Here is a 20,100-nt window from a genome sequence, read left to right as displayed (position 1 = left end):
CCGATGGCAGATGGAACCGCGTACGGCGGCGCTGACGATCAGGACCTCCTCGCCCGGCACGTGGCGGGCGATCCCGACGCCTTCGGTGAGCTCGTGCGGCGTCACCGGGACCGTCTGTGGGCCGTGGCGCTGCGGACGCTGGGCGACCGTGAGGAAGCCGCCGACGCCGTTCAGGACGCCCTCGTCTCCGCCTATCGGGCCGCCCATACCTTCCGCGGGCAGTCGGCCGTCACGACCTGGCTGCACCGGATCACGGTGAACGCCTGCCTCGACCGCGCCCGCAAGGCCGCCTCACGCAAGACGTCTCCCGTCGACGACCCCGAGCGGCTGGAGCAGCTGCTGGAGCCCCATGAGGAGGCGTCCGCCCCGGCGGAACGCAATGATGTCCACCGCCAGCTGCTGGAAGCGCTCGGCACTCTGTCGCCCGACCAGCGTGCCGCCCTCGTCCTCGTCGACATGCAGGGCTATCCGGTCGCCGAGGCCGCCCGCATGCTCGATGTCCCCACCGGCACGGTGAAGAGCCGCTGCGCGCGAGGCAGGGCGAGACTTCTGCCCCTGCTCACCCATCTGCGGCCGGGAAACACCGACGACGGCGACGGACACGCACAGGAGCGGAACCGGACGCCCGGGGCATCCGTCCCATCCGCAGCGGGACCACCGACCGGTGTCCGCGACGTGGGGCCGGACGCCGAGCCGAGTGATTCAGCTGCTGTGAAGGGCGGAGGTGGGCGAGCGTGACATCCACGCAGGACAGTGCCGGGCACCCGGACATCGCCGAGATCTCCGACCTCGCCGAGGGACTCCTCCCGCCGGCCACTACCACGGACGTTCGGCGGCATCTGGACGACTGCGAGCTGTGTGCCGACGTCTACGCGTCGCTGGAGGAGATCCGAGGCCTGCTCGGCTCCCTCCCCGGCCCGCCCCGCATGCCCGCAGATGTCGCCGGGCGTATCGACGCGGCTCTGGCGGCCGAGGCTCTGCTGAGCGCGACGACGTCCGGCACCTCCGGCGCCCAGCAGCCGGCGACCGGCTCCGGCTCACCGGCCGGCACGGACGACGGCACGCATGTTTCACGTGAAACATCGTCCACCAACGACCGCCCCACGGGGCGCGCCCGCCCTTCGACCACCGGCCCGGGCCGCAAGGACCACAAGCGGAGCGGCCGTCGCAGGGCCGCCGTCCTCGGCACGGTCTTCGCGGCCGCCGCTCTGGGACTCGGCTCGGTCCTCCTCACCACGCTGGACGACACCACGTCGAGCGGTACGCAGGCCGACGGTCGGCAGACCACCGCGGCGGACACCTTCTCCCGGAGCAAGCTGGAGAAGCACGTCTCCGACCTCCTGGCGAAGGAGCGGGGCTCGGCCACCGGCACCAGCGCCCCGCACAGCGATGGGGTGCAGAACGGTTCCGGTATCGCCTCGCCCAAGCTCCTCCGGACGCCCGCCGTCCCGGACTGCGTCCAGAAGGGCCTCGGTCGCACCGACCCGGCGCTCGCCACCGAGGAAGGCACCTACAAGGGCGGAGACGCCTTGCTCGTGGTGCTGCCCGACCCGTCCGACAGCACGAAGGTGACCGCGTACATCGTGGACTCGACGTGTGTGACCCACCCGTCGTCCGCCAAGGCAGACGTTCTGCTGGAACAGTCCTACACACGGTCGTCCGGCTGAGGCTTCGGCTCCCGCCCGCGTGGTATCCCGCCTCCGTGGCATCCCCTACGGTGCATGCTTCCGTGTGCCCGGACACAGCGGGAATGCGCGCCCCTTAGGATCCGTTGGGTGGGATGAGAGCCAGCAAGAGGCTCTCCCACCGGTCCGACGACGCAGTCCAGAGACGAGGAAACAAGCCGTGAGCGACGTCCGTAACGTGATCATCATCGGCTCCGGGCCCGCCGGCTACACGGCGGCGCTCTACACCGCGCGCGCGTCGCTGAAGCCGCTGGTGTTCGAGGGCGCCGTCACCGCCGGCGGCGCCCTGATGAACACCACCGAGGTGGAGAACTTCCCCGGTTTCCGGGACGGCATCATGGGCCCCGAGCTCATGGACAACATGCGCGCCCAGGCCGAGCGCTTCGGTGCCGAGCTCGTCCCCGACGACGTCGTCTCCGTCGACCTCACCGGTGAGATCAAGACCGTCACGGACACCTCCGGAACCGTGCACCGGGCGAAGGCCGTCATCGTCACCACCGGCTCGCAGCACCGCAAGCTCGGACTGCCCAACGAGGACGCCCTCTCCGGACGCGGCGTCTCCTGGTGCGCCACCTGTGACGGGTTCTTCTTCAAGGACCAGGACATCGCCGTGATCGGCGGTGGCGACACCGCGATGGAGGAGGCCACCTTCCTCTCCCGCTTCGCCAAGTCCGTGACGATCGTCCACCGCCGGGACACCCTGCGCGCCTCCAAGGCGATGCAGGAGCGCGCCTTCGCCGACCCGAAGATCAAGTTCGTGTGGGACAGCGAGGTCGCCGAGATCCACGGCGACCCGAAGCTCTCGGGCCTGAAGCTGCGCAACGTCAAGACGGGCGAGCTGTCCGACCTGGCGGTCACCGGCCTGTTCATCGCGATCGGCCACGACCCGCGCACCGAACTCTTCAAGGGCCAGCTCGACCTCGACGAGGAGGGCTACCTCAAGGTCGCCGCCCCCTCGACCCGCACCAACCTGTCCGGTGTCTTCGGGGCCGGCGACGTGGTCGACCACACCTACCGGCAGGCGATCACCGCCGCCGGTACGGGTTGCTCCGCCGCCCTCGACGCCGAGCGTTACCTCGCCGCTCTCGCGGACGAGGAGAAGGCCGAGCCCGAGAAGACCTCTGTCTGACCCCTGTCCGCCCCACGCACCAACCAGTTAAGGAGCCCGCCGTGGCCGGCACCCTGAAGAACGTGACCGACGACTCCTTCGACGAGGACGTCCTCAAGAGCGACAAGCCTGTCCTGGTGGACTTCTGGGCCGCCTGGTGCGGTCCGTGCCGCCAGATCGCGCCGTCCCTCGAGGCGATCGCCGCGGAATACGGCGACAAGATCGAGATCGTCAAGCTGAACATCGACGAGAACCCGGAAACGGCGGCCAAGTATGGCGTCATGTCCATCCCGACGCTGAATGTCTACGAGCACGGCGAGGTCGCCAAGACCATCGTCGGCGCCAAGCCGAAGGCCGCGATCGTCCGCGACCTCGAGGACTTCATCGCCGACTAGTCGGGCGCGCCGCCGAGCGGTCGGCGGCGCATGTTTCACGTGAAACACGAATGGGCCGACCCGAACGGGTCGGCCCATTCGCATGACAACGGCCACGTGTCACAAGGGACGCAGCGCCGGTTCCTTCTGCACTGCTCCCAGGAGCCGGTCCAGGGCCATCTCCACGTCTTCCTTCCAGGAGAGCGTCGTTCGCAACTCCAGCCGCATCCGTGGATAGGTGGGATGCTGCCTGACCGTCTTGAAGCCCACGGCCAGAAGGTGGTCGGCCGGGAGCACACAGGCCGGTTCCTTCCAGCGGGCGTCGCCGAACGCCTCGATCGCCTTGAAGCCCCTTCGCAGAAGGTCCTTGGCGACCGTCTGCACCATCACCCGTCCCAGGCCCTGCCCCTGATAGGCCGGCATGATGAAGCCCGTCATCAACTGCACCGCATCCGGCGAGACGGGGCTCGTGGGAAACGCCGTGGAGCGGGGGACGTACGCGGGAGGGGCGTAGAGCACGAAGCCCACCGGCACGTCATCGACGTACACCACCCGGCCGCACGATCCCCAGTCCAGGAGCACGGCTGAGATCCAGGACTCCTTCTCCAGCGCGGCCGTGCCTGCTCTTACCGCTGCTTCGCCGCTGACCGGGTCCAACTCCCAGAACACGCACGAGCGGCAGCGCTGGGGAAGGTCCTGAAGGTTGTCCAGCGTGAGCGGTACGAGCCGACGCCCCATGAAGGCTGTTCCTCGCTTCCTTCGCCCGCCCCGTCACGGGCGGCTGTCAAGGCACTCCGTTCCCTGAGCGGACTGCCGGCGAAACCGCCGACCGCGCCCAGGCCGAGCCCCGCGCTGACCAGTCCGGCGCGGCTCATCGTTCGCATGGCCCGGGTCCCTCTCAGCGGGCCTGCCACGTCGATGCGCCGTACCCGAACGCATCGTATCCACGATGCGATGCGTCAATGCCGACCGAAAGCAAAGAGCAGGCCGTGTTCCGGTAGACACCGGACACGGCCCGCCCCCGTGGCTGATCAGTCGAGCCCATCGGGCCGACCACCGGATCAGCCCTCGTTCTCCTCACCGTCGTCCTCGGCGAGACTGGCCTGGAGGGCCAGCTTCTCTCCCGGAGCGAACGTGCCGAGAATCCGCTCCAGGTCCTCCGGGGAGGCGAACTCGACGGTGATCTTGCCCTTCTTCTGGCCCAGTTCGACCTTCACGCGCGTTTCGAACCGGTCCGAGAGCCGCGTCGCCAGGTCGGTCAGTGCCGGAGAGACGCGGGAGCCTGCCCGCGGGCCCTTGGGGCGCCGAGCCGCCTGCGGACGTGATCCCATCAGGGTCACGATCTCCTCGACGGCCCGCACCGACAGCCCCTCGGCCACGACCCGGTAGGCCAGCCGCTCCTGCTCCTCCGGGTCCTCCACGGACAGCAGCGCCCGGGCGTGTCCGGCGGACAGTACACCGGCTGCCACCCGGTTCTGGACCTTGGGCGAGAGCTTCAACAGGCGGAGCGTGTTGGAGACCTGCGGACGGGACCGGCCGATGCGGTCCGCCAGCTGGTCGTGCGTGCAGTTGAAGTCCTTCAGCAACTGGTCGTAGGCGGCGGCCTCTTCCAGCGGGTTCAACTGCGCGCGGTGCAGGTTCTCCAGGAGCGCGTCCAGCAGCAGCTTCTCGTCGTCCGTGGCCCGCACGATCGCCGGGATCGCCTCCAGGCCCGCCTCACGGCAGGCCCGCCAGCGCCGCTCGCCCATGATGAGCTCGTAGCGGCCGGGACCCAACTGCCGGACCACGACCGGTTGGAGGAGGCCGACCTCCTTGATGGAGGTGACGAGTTCGTGCAACGCGTCCTCGTCGAAGACCTCACGCGGCTGACGCGGGTTCGGGCTGATGGAGTCGAGAGGGATCTCCGCGAAGTGAGCGCCGACGGGCGGTGCGGGCCGCTCCATGGTGCCGCCGACCGACGGCTCCTCCGTTTCACGTGAAACAGGCGGCAGCGTGGCCACCTTCGCCGCGGCGATCCCGCGGTCGGTCGTCAGCACCGGAACAGCCGCCGGAGCAGGAGAACCGGCACCCCCCGCCGCCGTCGGAAGCGGCGTCTTCTCCGTCGGGGCAGCAGGGATCAGTGCGCCGAGACCACGGCCCAAACCCCTCCGTCGCTCACTCACTGAATCCCCTCCACCATGTTCGGATCACTCTGGGCACCGATATGGGCCTGCGTCGCGTCGTAGCTGACGCCGACACCCTTCAGCGCGATTTCTCGTGCCGCCTCAAGATAGGACAGGGCACCGCTGGACCCCGGATCGTAGGTCAGCACGGTCTGTCCATAACTCGGCGCCTCGGAGATGCGGACCGAGCGCGGGATGCTCGTCCGTAGTACCTCGTCGCCGAAGTGGCTGCGCACCTCCTCCGCGACCTGGGACGCGAGCCGCGTCCGGCCGTCGTACATGGTGAGCAGAATCGTCGATACGTGCAGTGTGGGGTTGAGGTGCCCCCGGACCAGGTCGACGTTGCGCAGCAGCTGCCCCAGACCCTCCAGCGCGTAGTACTCGCACTGGATCGGGATGAGGACTTCCTGACCGGCGACCAGGGCGTTGACCGTCAGCAGGCCGAGCGACGGCGGGCAGTCGATCAGGATGTAGTCCAGCGGCTGCTCATAGGCCTGGATCGCCCGCAGCAGCCGGCTCTCGCGGGCCACCAGCGACACCAGCTCGATCTCTGCACCCGCGAGATCGATCGTGGCGGGAGCACAGAAGAGACCCTCGACGTCCGGGACGGGCTGGACGACCTCCGCGAGCGGCTTGCTCTCGATGAGGACGTCGTAGATGGACGGGACGTCGGCGTGGTGGTCGATCCCCAACGCCGTGGAGGCGTTGCCCTGCGGGTCGAGGTCGATCACCAGCACACGGGCACCGTGCAGCGCCAGGGAGGCGGCAAGGTTGACGGTCGTCGTGGTCTTGCCCACGCCGCCCTTCTGATTGGCGACCACCATGACTCGGGTCTGCTCAGGCCGCGGCAGGCCCTCGCCGGCGCGGCCCAGAGCCTCCACCGCAAGTTGGGCAGCACGACCGATCGGAGTGTCGTCCATCGGAGGCGGCGTTTCACGTGAAACATCCTCCCCCCTCGACTCGCTACGGGGACCGGGGACCGGATCGGTCATCGGTCCCGCGATGTTGGCGTCGGACCGCAAGGATTCACTCTCCTCGACTTCAGGCTCGCAATGAACAGAGCCTCCCATGCCTTCGGGGTCACGAACCAGCGAGGCCTTGTCTTCTGTGGAGAAATCCACCTCTGTGGACAACTTCGTGCCCCCCGAGGAGGACTCCGCATCGTGGGGAACCGGTGCCTCTCCGAGTGAACCGAGAGGCTTTCGGTCGCGGGGTTCGGCTGCGGCGCGACCGCGGCTGATGATGCCGTGGAGCAGTGAGCGACGTTTCACGTGAAACACGATGCACAGCGGCTCGGGTCCCATCCGGACGACACTCCGACACGCACGGGTGGCGCAGCTTGTGTGGAGTAGGGCGGAACGTCAGGAACACTCAGCGACGCCGACGCGCACGTCCGGTGCGCGCCGCCTTCGCACGCTTCGCCGCGAAGCGCACGCCGCCGGGGCTCTCCCCGACCTCCACCCGGACCACCGTGGACATCGGATCCACGATGCCGTCCCCGACATGCAGGATGGACGTCTCCACCGCGCCCAGCTTGCTCAGCGCCGCGGCAGCCGCCTTCAGCTCCTCCTCGGCGGTGTCGCCCTTGAGCGCGAGCATCTCGCCGTAGGGGCGCAGCAGTGGAATGCCCCAGGTGGCCAGACGGTCCAGCGGGGCGACCGCTCGTGCCGTGACCACATGGACCGGCGTCAGCTTCCCCATGACCTCCTCGGCGCGCCCCCGCATCACCGTCACGTGGTCCAGGCCCAGCAGCTCCACCACCTCGGTGAGGAAGTTCGTCCGCCGCAGCAGAGGTTCCAACAGGGTGATCTTCAGGTCCTCCCGGACCAGGGCCAGGGGGATGCCGGGCAGACCGGCTCCCGAGCCGACATCGCACACGGTGACACCCTCGGGAACCACCTCCGAGAGCACCGCGCAGTTCAGCAGGTGCCGTTCCCAGAGCCGGGACACCTCACGGGGACCGATCAGACCCCGCTGCACACCCGTCTCGGCGAGCAGCTCCGCGTACCGGACCGCATCCGCGAACCGATCGCCGAACACTTCGCGCGCCTGCTCGGGCGCAGGGGGAAGCTCCGCTGCCTCCGTCACGGGGACCGTCCTTCCGTACCGCATCGGCGCGCCGGGCGCCGACCACCAGAACTATCAGGCTGACAAAGACCGGCCCCGCCTGCGCTACAGACGGGGCCGGAGGAACGTGGGGACCGATCAGGCGGGAAGCACGACGACGAAGCGCTGCGGCTCCTCGCCCTCGGACTCGCTGCGCAGGCCCGCGGCCTTGACCGCGTCGTGCACGACCTTGCGCTCGAACGGCGTCATCGGCTTCAGCTTCACCGGCTCGCCGGTGCTCCTGACCTCGGCGGCGGCCTTGGCTCCCAGCTCGGACAGCTCGGCGCGCTTCTTGGCCCGGTAGCCCGCGATGTCCAGCATCAGCCGGCTGCGGTCCCCGGTCTCCCGGTGCACCGCCAGGCGCGTGAGCTCCTGGAGTGCCTCCAGCACCTCACCGTCACGGCCGACGAGCTTCTGCAGATCGCGGCTGCCGGTGTCGCTGACGATCGAGACAGCGGCGCGGTCGGCCTCGACATCCATGTCGATGTCGCCGTCGAGATCGGCGATGTCCAGCAGACCCTCGAGGTAGTCCGCCGCGATCTCGCCCTCCTGCTCCAGGCGGGTCAGGGTGTCTGCACCCTCGGCAGCGGCGGAGGTGGTGCCTTCCGTCACGGGATGGACTCCTTCTTACTTCTTGGACGGGGACTTGGGCCGCTGCGGGCCCTTGCGCTGTCCGGACTGGGCCTTGCTGCGGGTACCGCTGCCGGGCTTTGCGGCGCCCTTCTCGGCAGCGGCGGGCTTGGCGTCCTCGGGCTCCTCGGACTTGGTCAGCGACGTCTTCGACTCGGACTCGCCGGCTGCCTTGACACCGCCGGACTGACGCTGGGCCTTCGTCTGACGCTTGGGCTGCTGACGCTTCACGGCAGCGCCGCCCGTCGTCGGCGTACCGTCGTCCTGCACCTCTACGGCGACGGCGCCCTCGCTCTTGACCACGGTGCCGTCGGCCTGCGCCGCCAGTCCCGCCTTGCTCAGGCCGTTGATGAACTTGCGCTCGAACTCGTTGCGGTCCCGGCCCTTGGCGACGATCGCCTTGATGATGGTGCGCTCGCTGCGCCGACGGACCTTGCCGTGGTGCGTGACGTGCTTGGTCAGGCGCTCCAGGTACGCGGCCTGCGCCTTGGAACCCGGGGTCGGGTTGTTGTGGATCACGTACATCTGCTGGCCCATGGTCCACACGTTGGTGGTCAGCCAGTAGACGAGAACACCGACCGGGAAGTTGATGCCGAAGACGGCGAACATGACCGGGAAGACGTACATCAGCATCTTCTGCTGCTGCATGAACGGCGTCTTCACCGTGGTGTCGACGTTCTTCGTCATGAGCTGGCGCTGCGTGTAGAACTGCGACGCCGACATCATCACGATCATGATCGCGGTGACGACCCGGACATCGGCCAGCGTGGCGTTGAGTTGGGCGACCTTATCGGCGCTGTCCGTGAACTTCGCGGCCAGCGGGGCGCCGAAGATGTGCGCCTTGCGGGCGCTGGCGAGCAGCGGCTCGTTGATGACGCCGATCGTCTTGCTCGTCGCGATGCCGTTGAGCACGTGGTACAGGGCGAAGAAGAACGGGGACTGCGCGAGGATGGGAAGGCACGAGGAGAGCGGGTTGGTACCCGTCTCCTTGTACAGCTTCATCATCTCTTCGGACTGGCGCTGCTTGTCGTTCTTGTAGCGCTCCTGGATCTTCTTCATCTCGGGCTGGAGCGTCTGCATCGCCCGGGTCGCCTTGATCTGCTTCACGAAGAGCGGGATCAGGCAGATGCGGATCAGGATCACCAGAGACACGATCGACAGGCCCCAGGCCCACCCGGTGTCAGCGCCGAAGATCGCGCCGTACACCTTGTGGAACTGGACGATGACCCAGGAGACAGGTGTCGTGATGAAGCTGAAGAGGCTGGCAATCGTGTCCACTAATCATGCTCCTTGGGCATGGGACGAAGTCTCTGCGGCCGGGCTCGAAGAGGAACGCACTTCGCTGCTCGAAGACAGATTCTCCTCGGTGGCCGTTTCGGCGGCGGAGGGCCCGCCCCTACGTGCACGCCAGGCGTTACGCAGCATCTCGTGCCACCGCGGGCGCTTGCGCGGCGGAACATGGTCCACACCGCCCAGCGACCACGGATTGCACCGCAGGATGCGCCAGGCCGTGAGCGCCGTGCCCTTGATCGCGCCGTGCCGGTCGATGGCCGTGTAGCCGTAGTGCGAGCACGACGGGTAGTACTTGCACACCGGGCCGAGCAGTGGACTGATGGTCCACTGGTACAGCTTGATCAGAGCCAGCAGCGGGTACTTCATCGCGCGCCCCCTCCCAGCAGCCGCTCCACGGCGGCATCCAGGTCTCGGGCCAGATGTGCATGGTCGGCGTCGCCCGCACCGGGCAGCGCTCGTACGACTACCAGGCTACCGGGGGGAAACAGAGCGACTCGGTCGCGCATCAGATGACGCAGTCTGCGCTTCACCTTGTTACGCACCACCGCACCGCCCACGGCCTTGCTCACGACGAAACCCGCACGCGTCGGGGGAGCGCTCTCCCCAGGCGCGTGCGGGTCCGTGGCACCGCTACGAAGGTGGACGACGAGGGTCGGGCGGCCCGCCCGGCGACCTCGCCGTACCGCGGTCGCGAAGTCCTCGCGCCGCCTCAGCCGGTTCTCGGTGGGCAGCACGACGTCATGACCTGACCGGGATCAGGCGGACAGACGGGCGCGACCCTTGCTGCGGCGGGACGCGAGAATCGCGCGGCCGGCACGGGTGCGCATACGCAGCCGGAAGCCGTGGGTCTTCGCGCGACGACGGTTGTTCGGCTGGAAGGTGCGCTTGCTCACTCGGGGGCTCCAGAAGTAAATCGCGGTGGTGGCGTGGTGCCGTCCTGGCTGTCACCGTGCGCCCACGAGTAGCTCGCAGTGACGCCCGAGTGCACCGCTTACCGATCACCTGCAAGTGATCTGTGCCCATCGGAGGCAGGCGGCAGCAGCCATCGACAACTCGACCTGGTTACGGTACGCGCGGCTGAGCCGTCCGGTCAAACCAGAGCCCGCGGAGGCACACTGTCCACAGCCTGGGGACAACAACTTGAACCGCACCCGCCGCCCTGACTACCGTGGCTGAACTCCGATTCGTTCCCTTGTCCCCTCTGATCCGGCTGATCCGGCTCCACCCAGTTGAATCCCGACCCGTCCGACGACCACACGTTCGTGGGACCCGTGAGAGAGCGTGCCCTGTGGCTGACGTACCTGCCGATCTTGCCGCAGTGTGGCCACGAGTACTGGAGCAGCTCCTCGGGGAGGGCCGCGGGCAGGGCGTCGAGACGAAGGACGAGCACTGGATCCGCCGCTGCCAGCCCCTCGCGCTGGTCGCGGACACCGCCCTGCTCGCCGTACCGAACGAATTCGCGAAGGGCGTACTCGAAGGCCGCCTCGCCCCCGTCGTGAGCGAGACCCTGAGCCGCGAGTGCGGCCGCCCCATCCGCATCGCCATCACCGTCGACGACTCCGCGGGCGAGCCCCCCGCCCCGCCCGCGCGCCCCCAGCCGCGCTACGAGGAACCCGAACTCCCCGCCACGCAGTACGAGGGCTACGGCCGCCACCGGGCCGACGATCACCGCGCCGGCCGCCCGGAACAGCACCCCGGCACCTCCGGCGACCGGCTGCCCACGCCCCGGCCCGCCTACCCGGGCGAGTACCAGCGCCCCGAACCGGGCAGCTGGCCCCGCCCCGGCCAGGACGAGTACGGCTGGCAGCAGCAGCGCCTCGGCTTCCCCGACCGCGACCCCTACGCCTCCCCCTCCCAGGACACGTACGCGTCATCGCCGCAGGACCCCTACGGCCGCCCGCCCCAGGACTACCGCCCGCAGTCCATGGAGCGCCCCGCCTACGACGGCCAGCGCCCGGACTACGACCAGGCACGGCCCGACTACGCCCAGCGCGACGCCCGCCGGGACCGGCCCGAGTCGCCGTCCGGCACCGGACCGGCGCACCGCGGCGGCCCCGCGGGTCCTGGCGGCTCCGGCGGGCCGGCCACCGGCTCGTCCGGCCCACTCGCCGCGCAGCCCGCGCCGGCCACCGGCTCCGGTGAGCCGACCGCCCGCCTGAACCCCAAGTACCTCTTCGACACCTTCGTCATCGGCGCCTCCAACCGTTTCGCGCACGCGGCCGCGGTCGCCGTCGCCGAGGCACCCGCGAAGGCGTACAACCCCCTCTTCATCTACGGCGAGTCCGGGCTCGGCAAGACCCACCTGCTGCACGCCATCGGGCACTACGCGCGCAGCCTGTACCCCGGCACGCGCGTGCGGTACGTGAGCTCGGAGGAGTTCACCAACGAGTTCATCAACTCCATCCGCGACGGCAAGGGCGACAGCTTCCGCAAGCGCTACCGCGAGATGGACATCCTGCTCGTCGACGACATCCAGTTCCTCGCGGACAAGGAGTCGACGCAGGAGGAGTTCTTCCACACCTTCAACACCCTCCACAACGCCAACAAGCAGATCGTGCTGTCCAGCGACCGGCCGCCCAAGCAGCTGGTCACGCTGGAGGACCGCCTGCGGAACCGCTTCGAGTGGGGCCTGATCACCGATGTCCAGCCGCCCGAGCTGGAGACGCGCATCGCGATCCTGCGCAAGAAGGCGGTCCAGGAGCAGCTCAACGCCCCGCCGGAGGTGCTGGAGTTCATCGCCTCGCGGATCTCCCGCAACATCCGTGAGCTGGAGGGCGCGCTGATCCGGGTGACGGCGTTCGCCTCGCTCAACCGGCAGCCGGTCGACCTCGGCCTGACCGAGATCGTCCTCAAGGACCTCATCCCCGGCGGCGAGGACTCGGCGCCCGAGATCACCTCGACGGCCATCATGAGCGCGACCGCGGACTACTTCGGCCTCACCGTCGAGGACCTGTGCGGCACCTCGCGCGGGCGCGCGCTGGTGACGGCCCGCCAGATCGCCATGTACCTGTGCCGCGAGCTGACGGACCTGTCGCTGCCGAAGATCGGCGCGCTGTTCGGCGGCCGCGACCACACGACGGTGATGCACGCCGACCGCAAGATCCGCAATCTGATGGCGGAACGGCGCTCCATCTACAACCAGGTCACCGAGCTGACCAACCGCATCAAGAACGGCTGACGCGGCCGGCCGTACGGCCGCCGAAGGGCGCCCCGGGACGAGGTCCCTGGGCGCCCTTCGCCGTTCCGCCGGCCGGTCCGAGGGAGCACGCCCAGCCGGTCCGAGGGGAGCACGCCCAGCCGGTCCGAGGGGAGCACGTCCAGCCGATCCGCGGAGCACGTCCCAGCCGGTCCGAGGGGAGGGTCCGGCCGTCCGGGGAGTGTGTCCAGCCGGTCCGAGAGGGGCGCCCAGCCGGTCCGAGAGGGGCGAACAGCCGGTCCAGGAGGGGTGTCCGGCCGGTCCAGGAGGGGTGTCCGGCCGGTCCAGGAGCGGAGTGGCCGCCGCTTCGGGGCCGCACGTGCGACCACCCGCTGTTCGATTACCTGCCGGGTTACGGCCTCCCTCCACAGATCGGCCGACTTTCTGCCGTCCACATCCTGGGGACTGCGAAGTTGTCCAGATCGTTTCCACAGGGGCCCCTGCCGGTGGATCATCGAAGCAGCTCAGGTGGCTGTGGATTCGTGGACGAAGGATCTCCACAGGCTGTGGACAGAGCGGCGGTCCACAGCCTGTGCACAGAGTTGTCCACCGACAACCCACAGGCCCGGACCGGTTGTCCCCAGTGCGGGACGAGTTCTCCACATGCCTGTCCACTGTTCGGCAACCCGAGACGCCCCGTCACCGGGTGGAGTGAAAGGCGTCACATGAAGGTGCCGGATTCGGCTGTGGGCAACGGGGGTAAAACTGGGGACGGTCCTGGGGAGAACTCGCCCCGCCCTGTGCATGGGATGTGCAGAACTTTCCGTTCTCCACAGAGACGGCCGGTTGTCCACCGGTGTCGCCCACAGGGTCCGTGGACAAAATCTCCGCTCTGAGCTGCGCAGACGGGGTTATCCACCGTTTCCACAGGCCCTACTACTACTCCCGACCATAGAGAGCCGGGAATTCGTTTCGAAGCGGGTCCTGTGCACAACTCGCCGTCCGGCCCCCGGCTGCCCCTCGTCACGACTTGACCCCGAGCGGCACCTACTGTCAGTGCCGTGCGTCAGACTGTTCCCGGTGTCCTTGCCCTCACAGCGGCTCGGTCACACCGAGACAGACCACGAAGCCAGGCAGGCCGAGAAGCGCCGGCAACAGCAGGAGGCGGCAACAGTGAAGATCCGGGTGGAACGCGACGTACTCGCGGAGGCAGTGGCCTGGGCGGCCCGCAGCCTCCCGGCCCGTCCGCCGGCGCCTGTCCTCGCCGGCCTTCTGCTGAAGGCCGAGGACGGTCAGCTCAGCCTCTCCAGCTTCGACTACGAGGTCTCCGCACGCGTGAGCGTGGAGACGGAGGTCGAGGAGGAGGGCACGGTCCTCGTCTCCGGCCGCCTGCTCGCGGACATCTGCCGCGCGCTGCCGAACCGGCCGGTGGAGATTTCCACAGACGGTGTACGGGCGACGGTGGTCTGCGGGTCCTCGCGGTTCACCCTGCACACCCTGCCTGTGGAGGAGTACCCGGCGCTGCCGCAGATGCCGAACGCGACGGGCACCGTCCCCGGTGAGGTGTTCGCCTCCGCGGCCGCGCAGGTCGCCATCGCCGCCGGACGCGACGACACGCTGCCCGTGCTCACCGGTGTGCGCATCGAGATCGAGGGCGACACCGTCACCCTGGCCTCCACCGACCGCTACCGCTTCGCGGTCCGTGAGTTCCTGTGGAAGCCGGAGAACCCGGACGCCTCCGCGGTGGCCCTGGTGCCCGCCAAGACGCTCCTGGACACCGCCAAGGCGCTCACGAGCGGCGACAGCGTGACGCTGGCGCTGTCCGGCTCGGGCGCGGGCGAGGGGCTGATCGGTTTCGAGGGCGCCGGACGGCGGACGACGACGCGTCTGCTGGAGGGCGATCTGCCGAAGTACCGGACGCTGTTCCCGACGGAGTTCAACAGCATCGCCGTCATCGAGACCGCGCCGTTCGTCGAGGCCGTCAAGCGTGTGGCCCTGGTCGCCGAGCGCAACACCCCGGTGCGGCTCAGCTTCGAGCAGGGTGTGCTGATCCTGGAGGCGGGCTCCAGCGACGACGCACAGGCTGTGGAGCGCGTGGACGCACACCTGGAGGGCGACGACATCTCCATCGCCTTCAACCCGACCTTCCTGCTGGACGGCCTGAGCGCCATCGACTCGCCGGTGGCCCAGCTGTCGTTCACCACGTCGACCAAGCCGGCGCTGCTGAGCGGCAGGCCCGCGGTGGACGCGGAGGCGGACGAGGCCTACAAGTACCTGATCATGCCGGTGCGCCTCAGCGGCTGACCGCGTCCGGCAGGGAATCCGCAGGTCGGGGCGTACGTTTGAGCGCGTATGCCCACAGGTGTGCGTGAGCGTCCGGGTTTAGGCTGTTCGGGCTCGGACGCGGGTACGAACGTGCCCCACATGCCACACGCAACCTAAGGAACACCTGATGGAGCTCGGTCTCGTCGGCCTCGGCAAGATGGGCGGCAACATGCGCGAGCGGATACGCCGCGCGGGCCACACCGTCGTCGGATACGACCGCAACCCGGACCTCGCCGACGTCCACAGCCTGCGCGAACTCGTGGACGAGCTGGCGGGTCCGCGCGTGGTCTGGGTGATGGTCCCGGCCGGTGCGCCCACCCAGTCGACCATCGACGAACTCGCCGAGCTGCTGGAGCCGGGGGACGTCGTCGTGGACGGCGGCAACTCGCGCTGGACGGACGACGAGCGGCACGCCGAGGAACTGGCCGCGAAGGGCATCGGCTTCGTCGACTGCGGCGTCTCCGGTGGCGTCTGGGGCCTGGAGAACGGCTACGCGCTGATGTACGGCGGCGACGCCGAGCACGTCGCCAGGGTGCGGCCCGTCTTCGAGGCGCTCAAGCCCAAGGGTGACCTCGGTGCCGTACACGCCGGCAAGGTCGGTGCGGGCCACTTCGCGAAGATGGTCCACAACGGCATCGAGTACGCGATGATGCAGGCCTACGCCGAGGGCTGGGAGCTGCTGGAGAAGGTCGACTCGGTCACGGACGTGCGGGAGGTGTTCCGCTCCTGGCAGGAGGGCACCGTGATCCGTTCCTGGCTGCTGGATCTCGCGGTGAACGCGCTCGACGAGGACGAGCACCTGGACGGGCTGAAGGGTGTCGCCCAGGACTCCGGTGAGGGACGCTGGACGGTGGAGGCCGCGATCGACCACGCGGTTCCGCTGCCGGCGATCACCGCGTCGCTGTTCGCGCGGTTCTCCTCCCGGCAGGAGGACTCGCCCCAGATGAAGATGGTCGCCGCGCTGCGGAATCAGTTCGGCGGGCACGCGGTCGAGAAGAAGTAGTCCAGACAAGTCCACACCCTGGGGACGCGGGCCGCCCGGCGTTCCCGGAGGCGGCCCGGTCGTCCACAGCCCGGGGAAAAGTCAGCACGGCGGCGGCTCCCAGCGGGGCCGCCCACCACCACGTCCGGGGAGGTCGGCGAACGACCATGCACGTCACGCATCTGTCGCTGGCCGACTTCCGCTCGTACGCCCGGGCCGAGGTGGAGCTGGACCCGGGCGTGACCGCGTTCGTCGGTCCGAACGGGCAGGGCAAGACGAACCTGGTCGAGGCGGTCGGCTACCTCGCCACCCTCGGCAGCCACCGGGTGTCGTCCGACGCCCCTCTGGTGCGCGTGGGCGCCGACCGGGCGGTGATCCGGGCGCAGGTCAGGCAGGGTGAACGCCGACAGCTGGTGGAGCTGGAGCTGAACCCGGGCCGGGCCAACCGCGCCCGCGTCAACAGGTCCTCGCAGGTCAGGCCGCGGGACGTGCTGGGCATCGTGCGGACCGTGCTGTTCGCGCCGGAGGACCTCGCGCTGGTCAAGGGCGACCCCTCCGAGCGGCGCCGCTTCCTCGACGAGCTGGTCACCTCGCGTTCCCCGCGGATGGCCGGGGTGCGCTCCGACTACGAGCGGGTGCTCAAGCAGCGCAACACCCTGCTGAAGTCGGCCGCGCTGGCCCGGCGGCACGGCGGCCGCTCCCTGGACCTGTCCACCCTCGACATCTGGGACCAGCACCTCGCGCGCGCGGGGGCGGAACTGCTGGCCCAGCGGCTCGACCTGATCGGGGCGTTGCAGCCGCTCGCGGACAAGGCGTACGAGCAGCTGGCGCCGGGCGGTGGCCCGGTCGTGCTGGAGTACCGGCCGTCGGCCCCCGGTGAGGCGCACACGCGGGACGAGCTCTTCGCGCAGCTGACGGAGGCGTTGGCCCAGGCGCGCAAGCAGGAGATCGAGCGGGGGGTGACCCTGGTGGGGCCGCACCGGGACGACCTGCTGCTCAAGCTCGGTCAGCTGCCGGCCAAGGGATACGCCTCGCACGGTGAGTCGTGGTCGTTCGCGCTGGCGTTGCGGCTGGCGTCGTACGACCTGCTGCGGGCCGAGGGCAACGAGCCGGTGCTGGTGCTCGACGACGTGTTCGCCGAGCTGGACGCCCGTCGCCGGGAGCGGCTGGCGGAGCTGGTGGCCCCCGGTGAGCAGGTGCTGGTGACGGCGGCGGTGGACGACGACGTGCCGCACGTGCTGGCGGGGGCGCGGTTCGCGGTGTCGGGCGGGACGGTGGAGCGCGTATGAGCACCGGGCAGGAGCCCCAGCCGGAGAAGCGGCCGGAGCCGTCCGGTGTGGATCTGGCGCGGGTGGCGTTGCGGGCGGCGCGGGAACAGGCACGCGCGCGCGGGGACGCGACGCGGCAGCGGAAGCAGGCGCGGCGGGGTGGTCTGCGTTCGGGTGCCCGTGCCGACGGCCGGGATCCGATGGCGCTGGGCGCCGCGATCAACCGTCTGATCACCGAGCGCGGGTGGGAGGCGCCGGCCGCGGTGGGCGGGGTGATGGGGCGCTGGCCGCAGATCGTGGGCGCTGACGTCGCCAAGCACTGTGTGCCGGAGCGGTACGACGAGGACGAGCGGGTCCTGGTGGTGCGGTGCGACTCCACGGCGTGGGCGACGAACCTGCGGCTGCTGGCCCCGACGCTGGTGGCGCGGCTGAACGAGGATCTCGGGCACGGCAGGGTGCGGGTGATCAAGGTGCTGGGGCCCGGCGGACCCGCCCGTCGCTACGGTCCGCTGCGCGCTCCGGGCAGTACGGGACCGGGTGACACCTACGGGTGACGGACTTCACAACGGACGTCGCAGCGGGGGCCGGCGGCCGCCCGGTCGCGGGGCCGGACGCGGTCGCGAACCGGTCCGTGCGTCCGGGCTGACTTCCACGTAGCCATGGGTTGACGGCCGGAAGCGCTGAGTGCCGTTGTGAGCGTCTTGGAGCCCCGCTCCGTATATGGGGACCCGGCCAAGACCGGTTGAGGGCGCCACATGCGGACTCAGGTACCGGCAAACCCCCATCACTGTCGGCGCTACCGGTAGACTGGAAGACAATCCCGCCCCAGCCGTGGGGATCGTCCGGGAAAAGCTGAGCAACGCTGATCTAGGGCTTACCAACGCAACATGCCGCAGCCGCTCCGGCGACCGCCCCCCAGCGGGGGGAACCCCCAGGAGCCTGGCTCGTGCTGTGCCAGAAAGGGCGCTTCGTGGCCGATTCCGGCAACCCCAACGAGAACATCCCGTCCACCGACGCCGGCGAGCACGACGCGGTGACCTCGTCGAACGGCGAGGTCACCGCCTCGTACGACGCCAGCGCCATCACCGTCCTCGAGGGTCTGGACGCGGTCCGCAAGCGACCCGGTATGTACATCGGCTCCACCGGCGAGCGCGGACTGCACCACCTCGTGTACGAGGTCGTCGACAACTCGGTCGACGAGGCGCTGGCCGGTTACGCGGACACCATCGATGTGACGATCCTCCCCGACGGCGGCGTGCGCGTCGTCGACAACGGCCGTGGCATCCCGGTGGGCATCGTCCCGTCGGAGGGCAAGCCGGCCGTGGAGGTCGTGCTGACCGTGCTGCACGCGGGCGGCAAGTTCGGCGGCGGCGGTTACGCGGTGTCCGGCGGTCTGCACGGCGTGGGCGTCTCCGTCGTGAACGCGCTGTCCTCGAAGGTCGCCGTCGAGGTGAGGACCGACGGGTACCGGTGGACGCAGGACTACAAGATGGGCGTCCCGACGGCGCCGCTCGCGCGGCAGGAGGCCACGGAGGAGACCGGCACGTCGGTCACCTTCTGGGCGGACGCGGACATCTTCGAGACGACCGAGTACTCCTTCGAGACGCTGTCGCGGCGCTTCCAGGAGATGGCGTTCCTCAACAAGGGCCTGACGATCAGGCTCACCGACGAGCGCGAGTCGGCGAAGGCCACCACGGGCGCGGACGAGGCCGGCGCGGACGTCAAGGACGAGGTCAAGTCGGTCACGTACCACTACGAGGGCGGCATCTCGGACTTCGTGCGCTACCTCAACTCCCGCAAGGGCGAGGTGGTGCACCCGACCATCATCGACCTGGACGCGGAGGACAAGGACAAGCACCTGTCCCTCGAGGTCGCGATGCAGTGGAACAGCGGCTACAGCGAGGGTGTGTACTCCTTCGCGAACATCATCCACACGCACGAGGGCGGCACGCACGAAGAGGGCTTCCGCGCCGCGCTGACCAACCTGATCAACAAGTACGCGCGCGACAAGAAGCTGCTGCGGGAGAAGGACGACAACCTCACCGGCGACGACATCCGCGAGGGCCTGACGGCGATCATCTCGGTCAAGCTGAGCGAGCCGCAGTTCGAGGGCCAGACGAAGACGAAGCTGGGCAACACGGAGGCGAAGACCTTCGTGCAGAAGGCGGTCTACGAGCACCTCAACGACTGGCTGGACCGCAACCCGAACGAGGCCGCGGACATCGTCCGCAAGGGCATCCAGGCGGCCACCGCGCGCGTGGCGGCCCGCAAGGCGCGCGACCTCACCCGCCGCAAGGGCCTGCTGGAGTCGGCGTCGCTGCCGGGCAAGCTGGCCGACTGCCAGTCGAACGACCCGGCGAAGTGCGAGATCTTCATCGTCGAGGGTGACTCCGCCGGCGGCTCGGCCAAGTCCGGCCGCAACCCGCAGTACCAGGCGATCCTCCCGATCCGCGGCAAGATCCTCAACGTCGAGAAGGCCAGGATCGACAAGATCCTGCAGAACCAGGAGATCCAGGCGCTGATCTCCGCGTTCGGCACGGGCGTGCACGAGGACTTCGACATCGAGAAGCTCCGCTACCACAAGATCATCCTGATGGCGGACGCCGACGTCGACGGCCAGCACATCAGCACCCTGCTGCTGACCTTCCTGTTCCGCTTCATGCGGCCGCTGGTCGAGGCCGGGCACGTGTACCTCTCCCGTCCCCCGCTCTACAAGATCAAGTGGGGCCGGGACGACATCGAGTACGCGTACTCCGACCGCGAGCGCGACGCGCTGATCGAGATGGGCCGGCAGCGCGGCAAGCGGGTCCGCGAGGACTCGATCCAGCGCTTCAAGGGCCTCGGCGAGATGAACGCCGAGGAACTGCGCGTGACCACGATGGACCAGGAGCACCGGGTCCTCGGCCAGGTCACCCTCGACGACGCCGCCCAGGCCGACGACCTGTTCTCGGTCCTGATGGGCGAGGACGTCGAGGCCCGCCGCCAGTTCATCCAGCGCAACGCCAAGGACGTCCGCTTCCTCGACATCTGA

19 protein-coding genes are annotated in these 20,100 nt (G+C 69.3%); 10 read left to right on the top strand and 9 right to left on the bottom strand.

The window, feature by feature from the left end; all coding sequences use genetic code 11:
* The first annotated feature begins 3 nt into the window (after positions 1 to 3).
* The 4 genes from sigM (at position 4) to trxA (ending at position 3,188) form a co-directional block, all read left to right on the top strand.
* Positions 4 to 738, top strand: coding sequence for an RNA polymerase sigma factor SigM (gene sigM, locus VKA29_RS35170; RefSeq protein ID WP_324790105.1), 735 nt, complete (start codon positions 4 to 6; stop codon positions 736 to 738).
* A complete protein-coding gene (locus VKA29_RS35165; protein ID WP_324790104.1) occupies positions 735 to 1,667 on the top strand; it encodes a hypothetical protein in 933 nt (310 codons plus the stop codon). Before sigM ends, VKA29_RS35165 begins: the two co-directional genes overlap by 4 nt.
* 178 nt (positions 1,668 to 1,845) lie before the next feature.
* Positions 1,846 to 2,814, top strand: coding sequence for a thioredoxin-disulfide reductase (gene trxB, locus VKA29_RS35160; RefSeq protein WP_324790103.1), 969 nt, complete (start codon positions 1,846 to 1,848; stop codon positions 2,812 to 2,814).
* 41 nt (positions 2,815 to 2,855) lie between these two features.
* Positions 2,856 to 3,188: a thioredoxin gene (gene trxA / locus VKA29_RS35155; RefSeq protein WP_324790102.1), complete on the top strand. Its 333-nt coding sequence runs from the start codon at positions 2,856 to 2,858 to the stop codon at positions 3,186 to 3,188.
* Between the two features lie 99 nt (positions 3,189 to 3,287).
* On the opposite strand, the gene VKA29_RS35150 is transcribed toward trxA, so the two are convergent.
* The 9 genes from VKA29_RS35150 to rpmH all read right to left on the bottom strand — a co-directional run bounded on the left by VKA29_RS35150 (position 3,288) and on the right by rpmH (position 10,251).
* Positions 3,288 to 3,905, bottom strand: coding sequence for a GNAT family N-acetyltransferase (locus VKA29_RS35150; protein ID WP_324790101.1), 618 nt, complete (start codon positions 3,903 to 3,905; stop codon positions 3,288 to 3,290).
* 323 nt (positions 3,906 to 4,228) lie between these two features.
* The gene (locus VKA29_RS35145; RefSeq protein ID WP_324790100.1) at positions 4,229 to 5,329 is read right to left on the bottom strand and encodes a ParB/RepB/Spo0J family partition protein; all 1,101 of its coding nucleotides are present in this window, start codon (positions 5,327 to 5,329) and stop codon (positions 4,229 to 4,231) included.
* Complete coding sequence (locus VKA29_RS35140; RefSeq protein ID WP_324790245.1) at positions 5,326 to 6,399, bottom strand: ParA family protein; 1,074 nt, start codon at positions 6,397 to 6,399, stop codon at positions 5,326 to 5,328. The genes VKA29_RS35145 and VKA29_RS35140 overlap by 4 nt, the downstream gene beginning before the upstream one ends.
* A 301-nt stretch (positions 6,400 to 6,700) precedes the next feature.
* Positions 6,701 to 7,417, bottom strand: coding sequence for a 16S rRNA (guanine(527)-N(7))-methyltransferase RsmG (gene rsmG / locus VKA29_RS35135; RefSeq protein ID WP_324790099.1), 717 nt, complete (start codon positions 7,415 to 7,417; stop codon positions 6,701 to 6,703).
* Positions 7,418 to 7,534: 117 nt separating this feature from the next.
* A complete protein-coding gene (locus tag VKA29_RS35130) occupies positions 7,535 to 8,047 on the bottom strand; it encodes a protein jag (protein ID WP_324790098.1) in 513 nt (170 codons plus the stop codon).
* 15 nt (positions 8,048 to 8,062) lie between these two features.
* Complete coding sequence (gene yidC / locus VKA29_RS35125; protein ID WP_324790097.1) at positions 8,063 to 9,343, bottom strand: membrane protein insertase YidC; 1,281 nt, start codon at positions 9,341 to 9,343, stop codon at positions 8,063 to 8,065.
* A 3-nt stretch (positions 9,344 to 9,346) separates the two neighbouring features.
* Positions 9,347 to 9,724, bottom strand: coding sequence for a membrane protein insertion efficiency factor YidD (yidD, locus tag VKA29_RS35120; RefSeq protein ID WP_324790096.1), 378 nt, complete (start codon positions 9,722 to 9,724; stop codon positions 9,347 to 9,349).
* Positions 9,721 to 10,092 carry a ribonuclease P protein component gene (rnpA, locus tag VKA29_RS35115; RefSeq protein ID WP_324790095.1) on the bottom strand — a complete coding sequence of 124 codons (372 nt, stop codon included), beginning with the start codon at positions 10,090 to 10,092 and terminating at the stop codon, positions 9,721 to 9,723. Before rnpA ends, yidD begins: the two co-directional genes overlap by 4 nt.
* 21 nt (positions 10,093 to 10,113) lie before the next feature.
* Positions 10,114 to 10,251 carry a 50S ribosomal protein L34 gene (gene rpmH, locus VKA29_RS35110; RefSeq protein ID WP_003956500.1) on the bottom strand — a complete coding sequence of 46 codons (138 nt, stop codon included), beginning with the start codon at positions 10,249 to 10,251 and terminating at the stop codon, positions 10,114 to 10,116.
* 395 nt (positions 10,252 to 10,646) lie between these two features.
* Between rpmH and dnaA the strand changes: the two genes are divergently transcribed.
* The 6 genes from dnaA (at position 10,647) to gyrB (ending at position 20,100) form a co-directional block, all read left to right on the top strand.
* Entirely contained in the window at positions 10,647 to 12,536 is a 1,890-nt protein-coding gene (dnaA, locus tag VKA29_RS35105; protein ID WP_324790093.1) for a chromosomal replication initiator protein DnaA, read from the top strand.
* 1,131 nt (positions 12,537 to 13,667) lie between these two features.
* Complete coding sequence (gene dnaN, locus VKA29_RS35100; protein WP_324790244.1) at positions 13,668 to 14,798, top strand: DNA polymerase III subunit beta; 1,131 nt, start codon at positions 13,668 to 13,670, stop codon at positions 14,796 to 14,798.
* A 148-nt stretch (positions 14,799 to 14,946) separates the two neighbouring features.
* Positions 14,947 to 15,822 (top strand): phosphogluconate dehydrogenase (NAD(+)-dependent, decarboxylating), encoded by an 876-nt coding sequence (gene gnd, locus VKA29_RS35095; protein WP_324790092.1) that lies wholly within the window; start codon positions 14,947 to 14,949, stop codon positions 15,820 to 15,822.
* Between the two features lie 146 nt (positions 15,823 to 15,968).
* Positions 15,969 to 17,090, top strand: coding sequence for a DNA replication/repair protein RecF (recF, locus tag VKA29_RS35090; protein WP_324790091.1), 1,122 nt, complete (start codon positions 15,969 to 15,971; stop codon positions 17,088 to 17,090).
* Complete coding sequence (locus VKA29_RS35085; protein ID WP_324790090.1) at positions 17,087 to 17,623, top strand: DUF721 domain-containing protein; 537 nt, start codon at positions 17,087 to 17,089, stop codon at positions 17,621 to 17,623. The genes recF and VKA29_RS35085 overlap by 4 nt, the downstream gene beginning before the upstream one ends.
* 416 nt (positions 17,624 to 18,039) lie before the next feature.
* Positions 18,040 to 20,100 carry a DNA topoisomerase (ATP-hydrolyzing) subunit B gene (gyrB, locus tag VKA29_RS35080; protein WP_324790243.1) on the top strand — a complete coding sequence of 687 codons (2,061 nt, stop codon included), beginning with the start codon at positions 18,040 to 18,042 and terminating at the stop codon, positions 20,098 to 20,100.

It is taken from the genome of Streptomyces sp. H51 (genome assembly GCF_035656535.1).
GTDB lineage: Bacteria > Actinomycetota > Actinomycetes > Streptomycetales > Streptomycetaceae > Streptomyces.
This window is presented reverse-complemented; position numbering and strand designations above follow the sequence as displayed.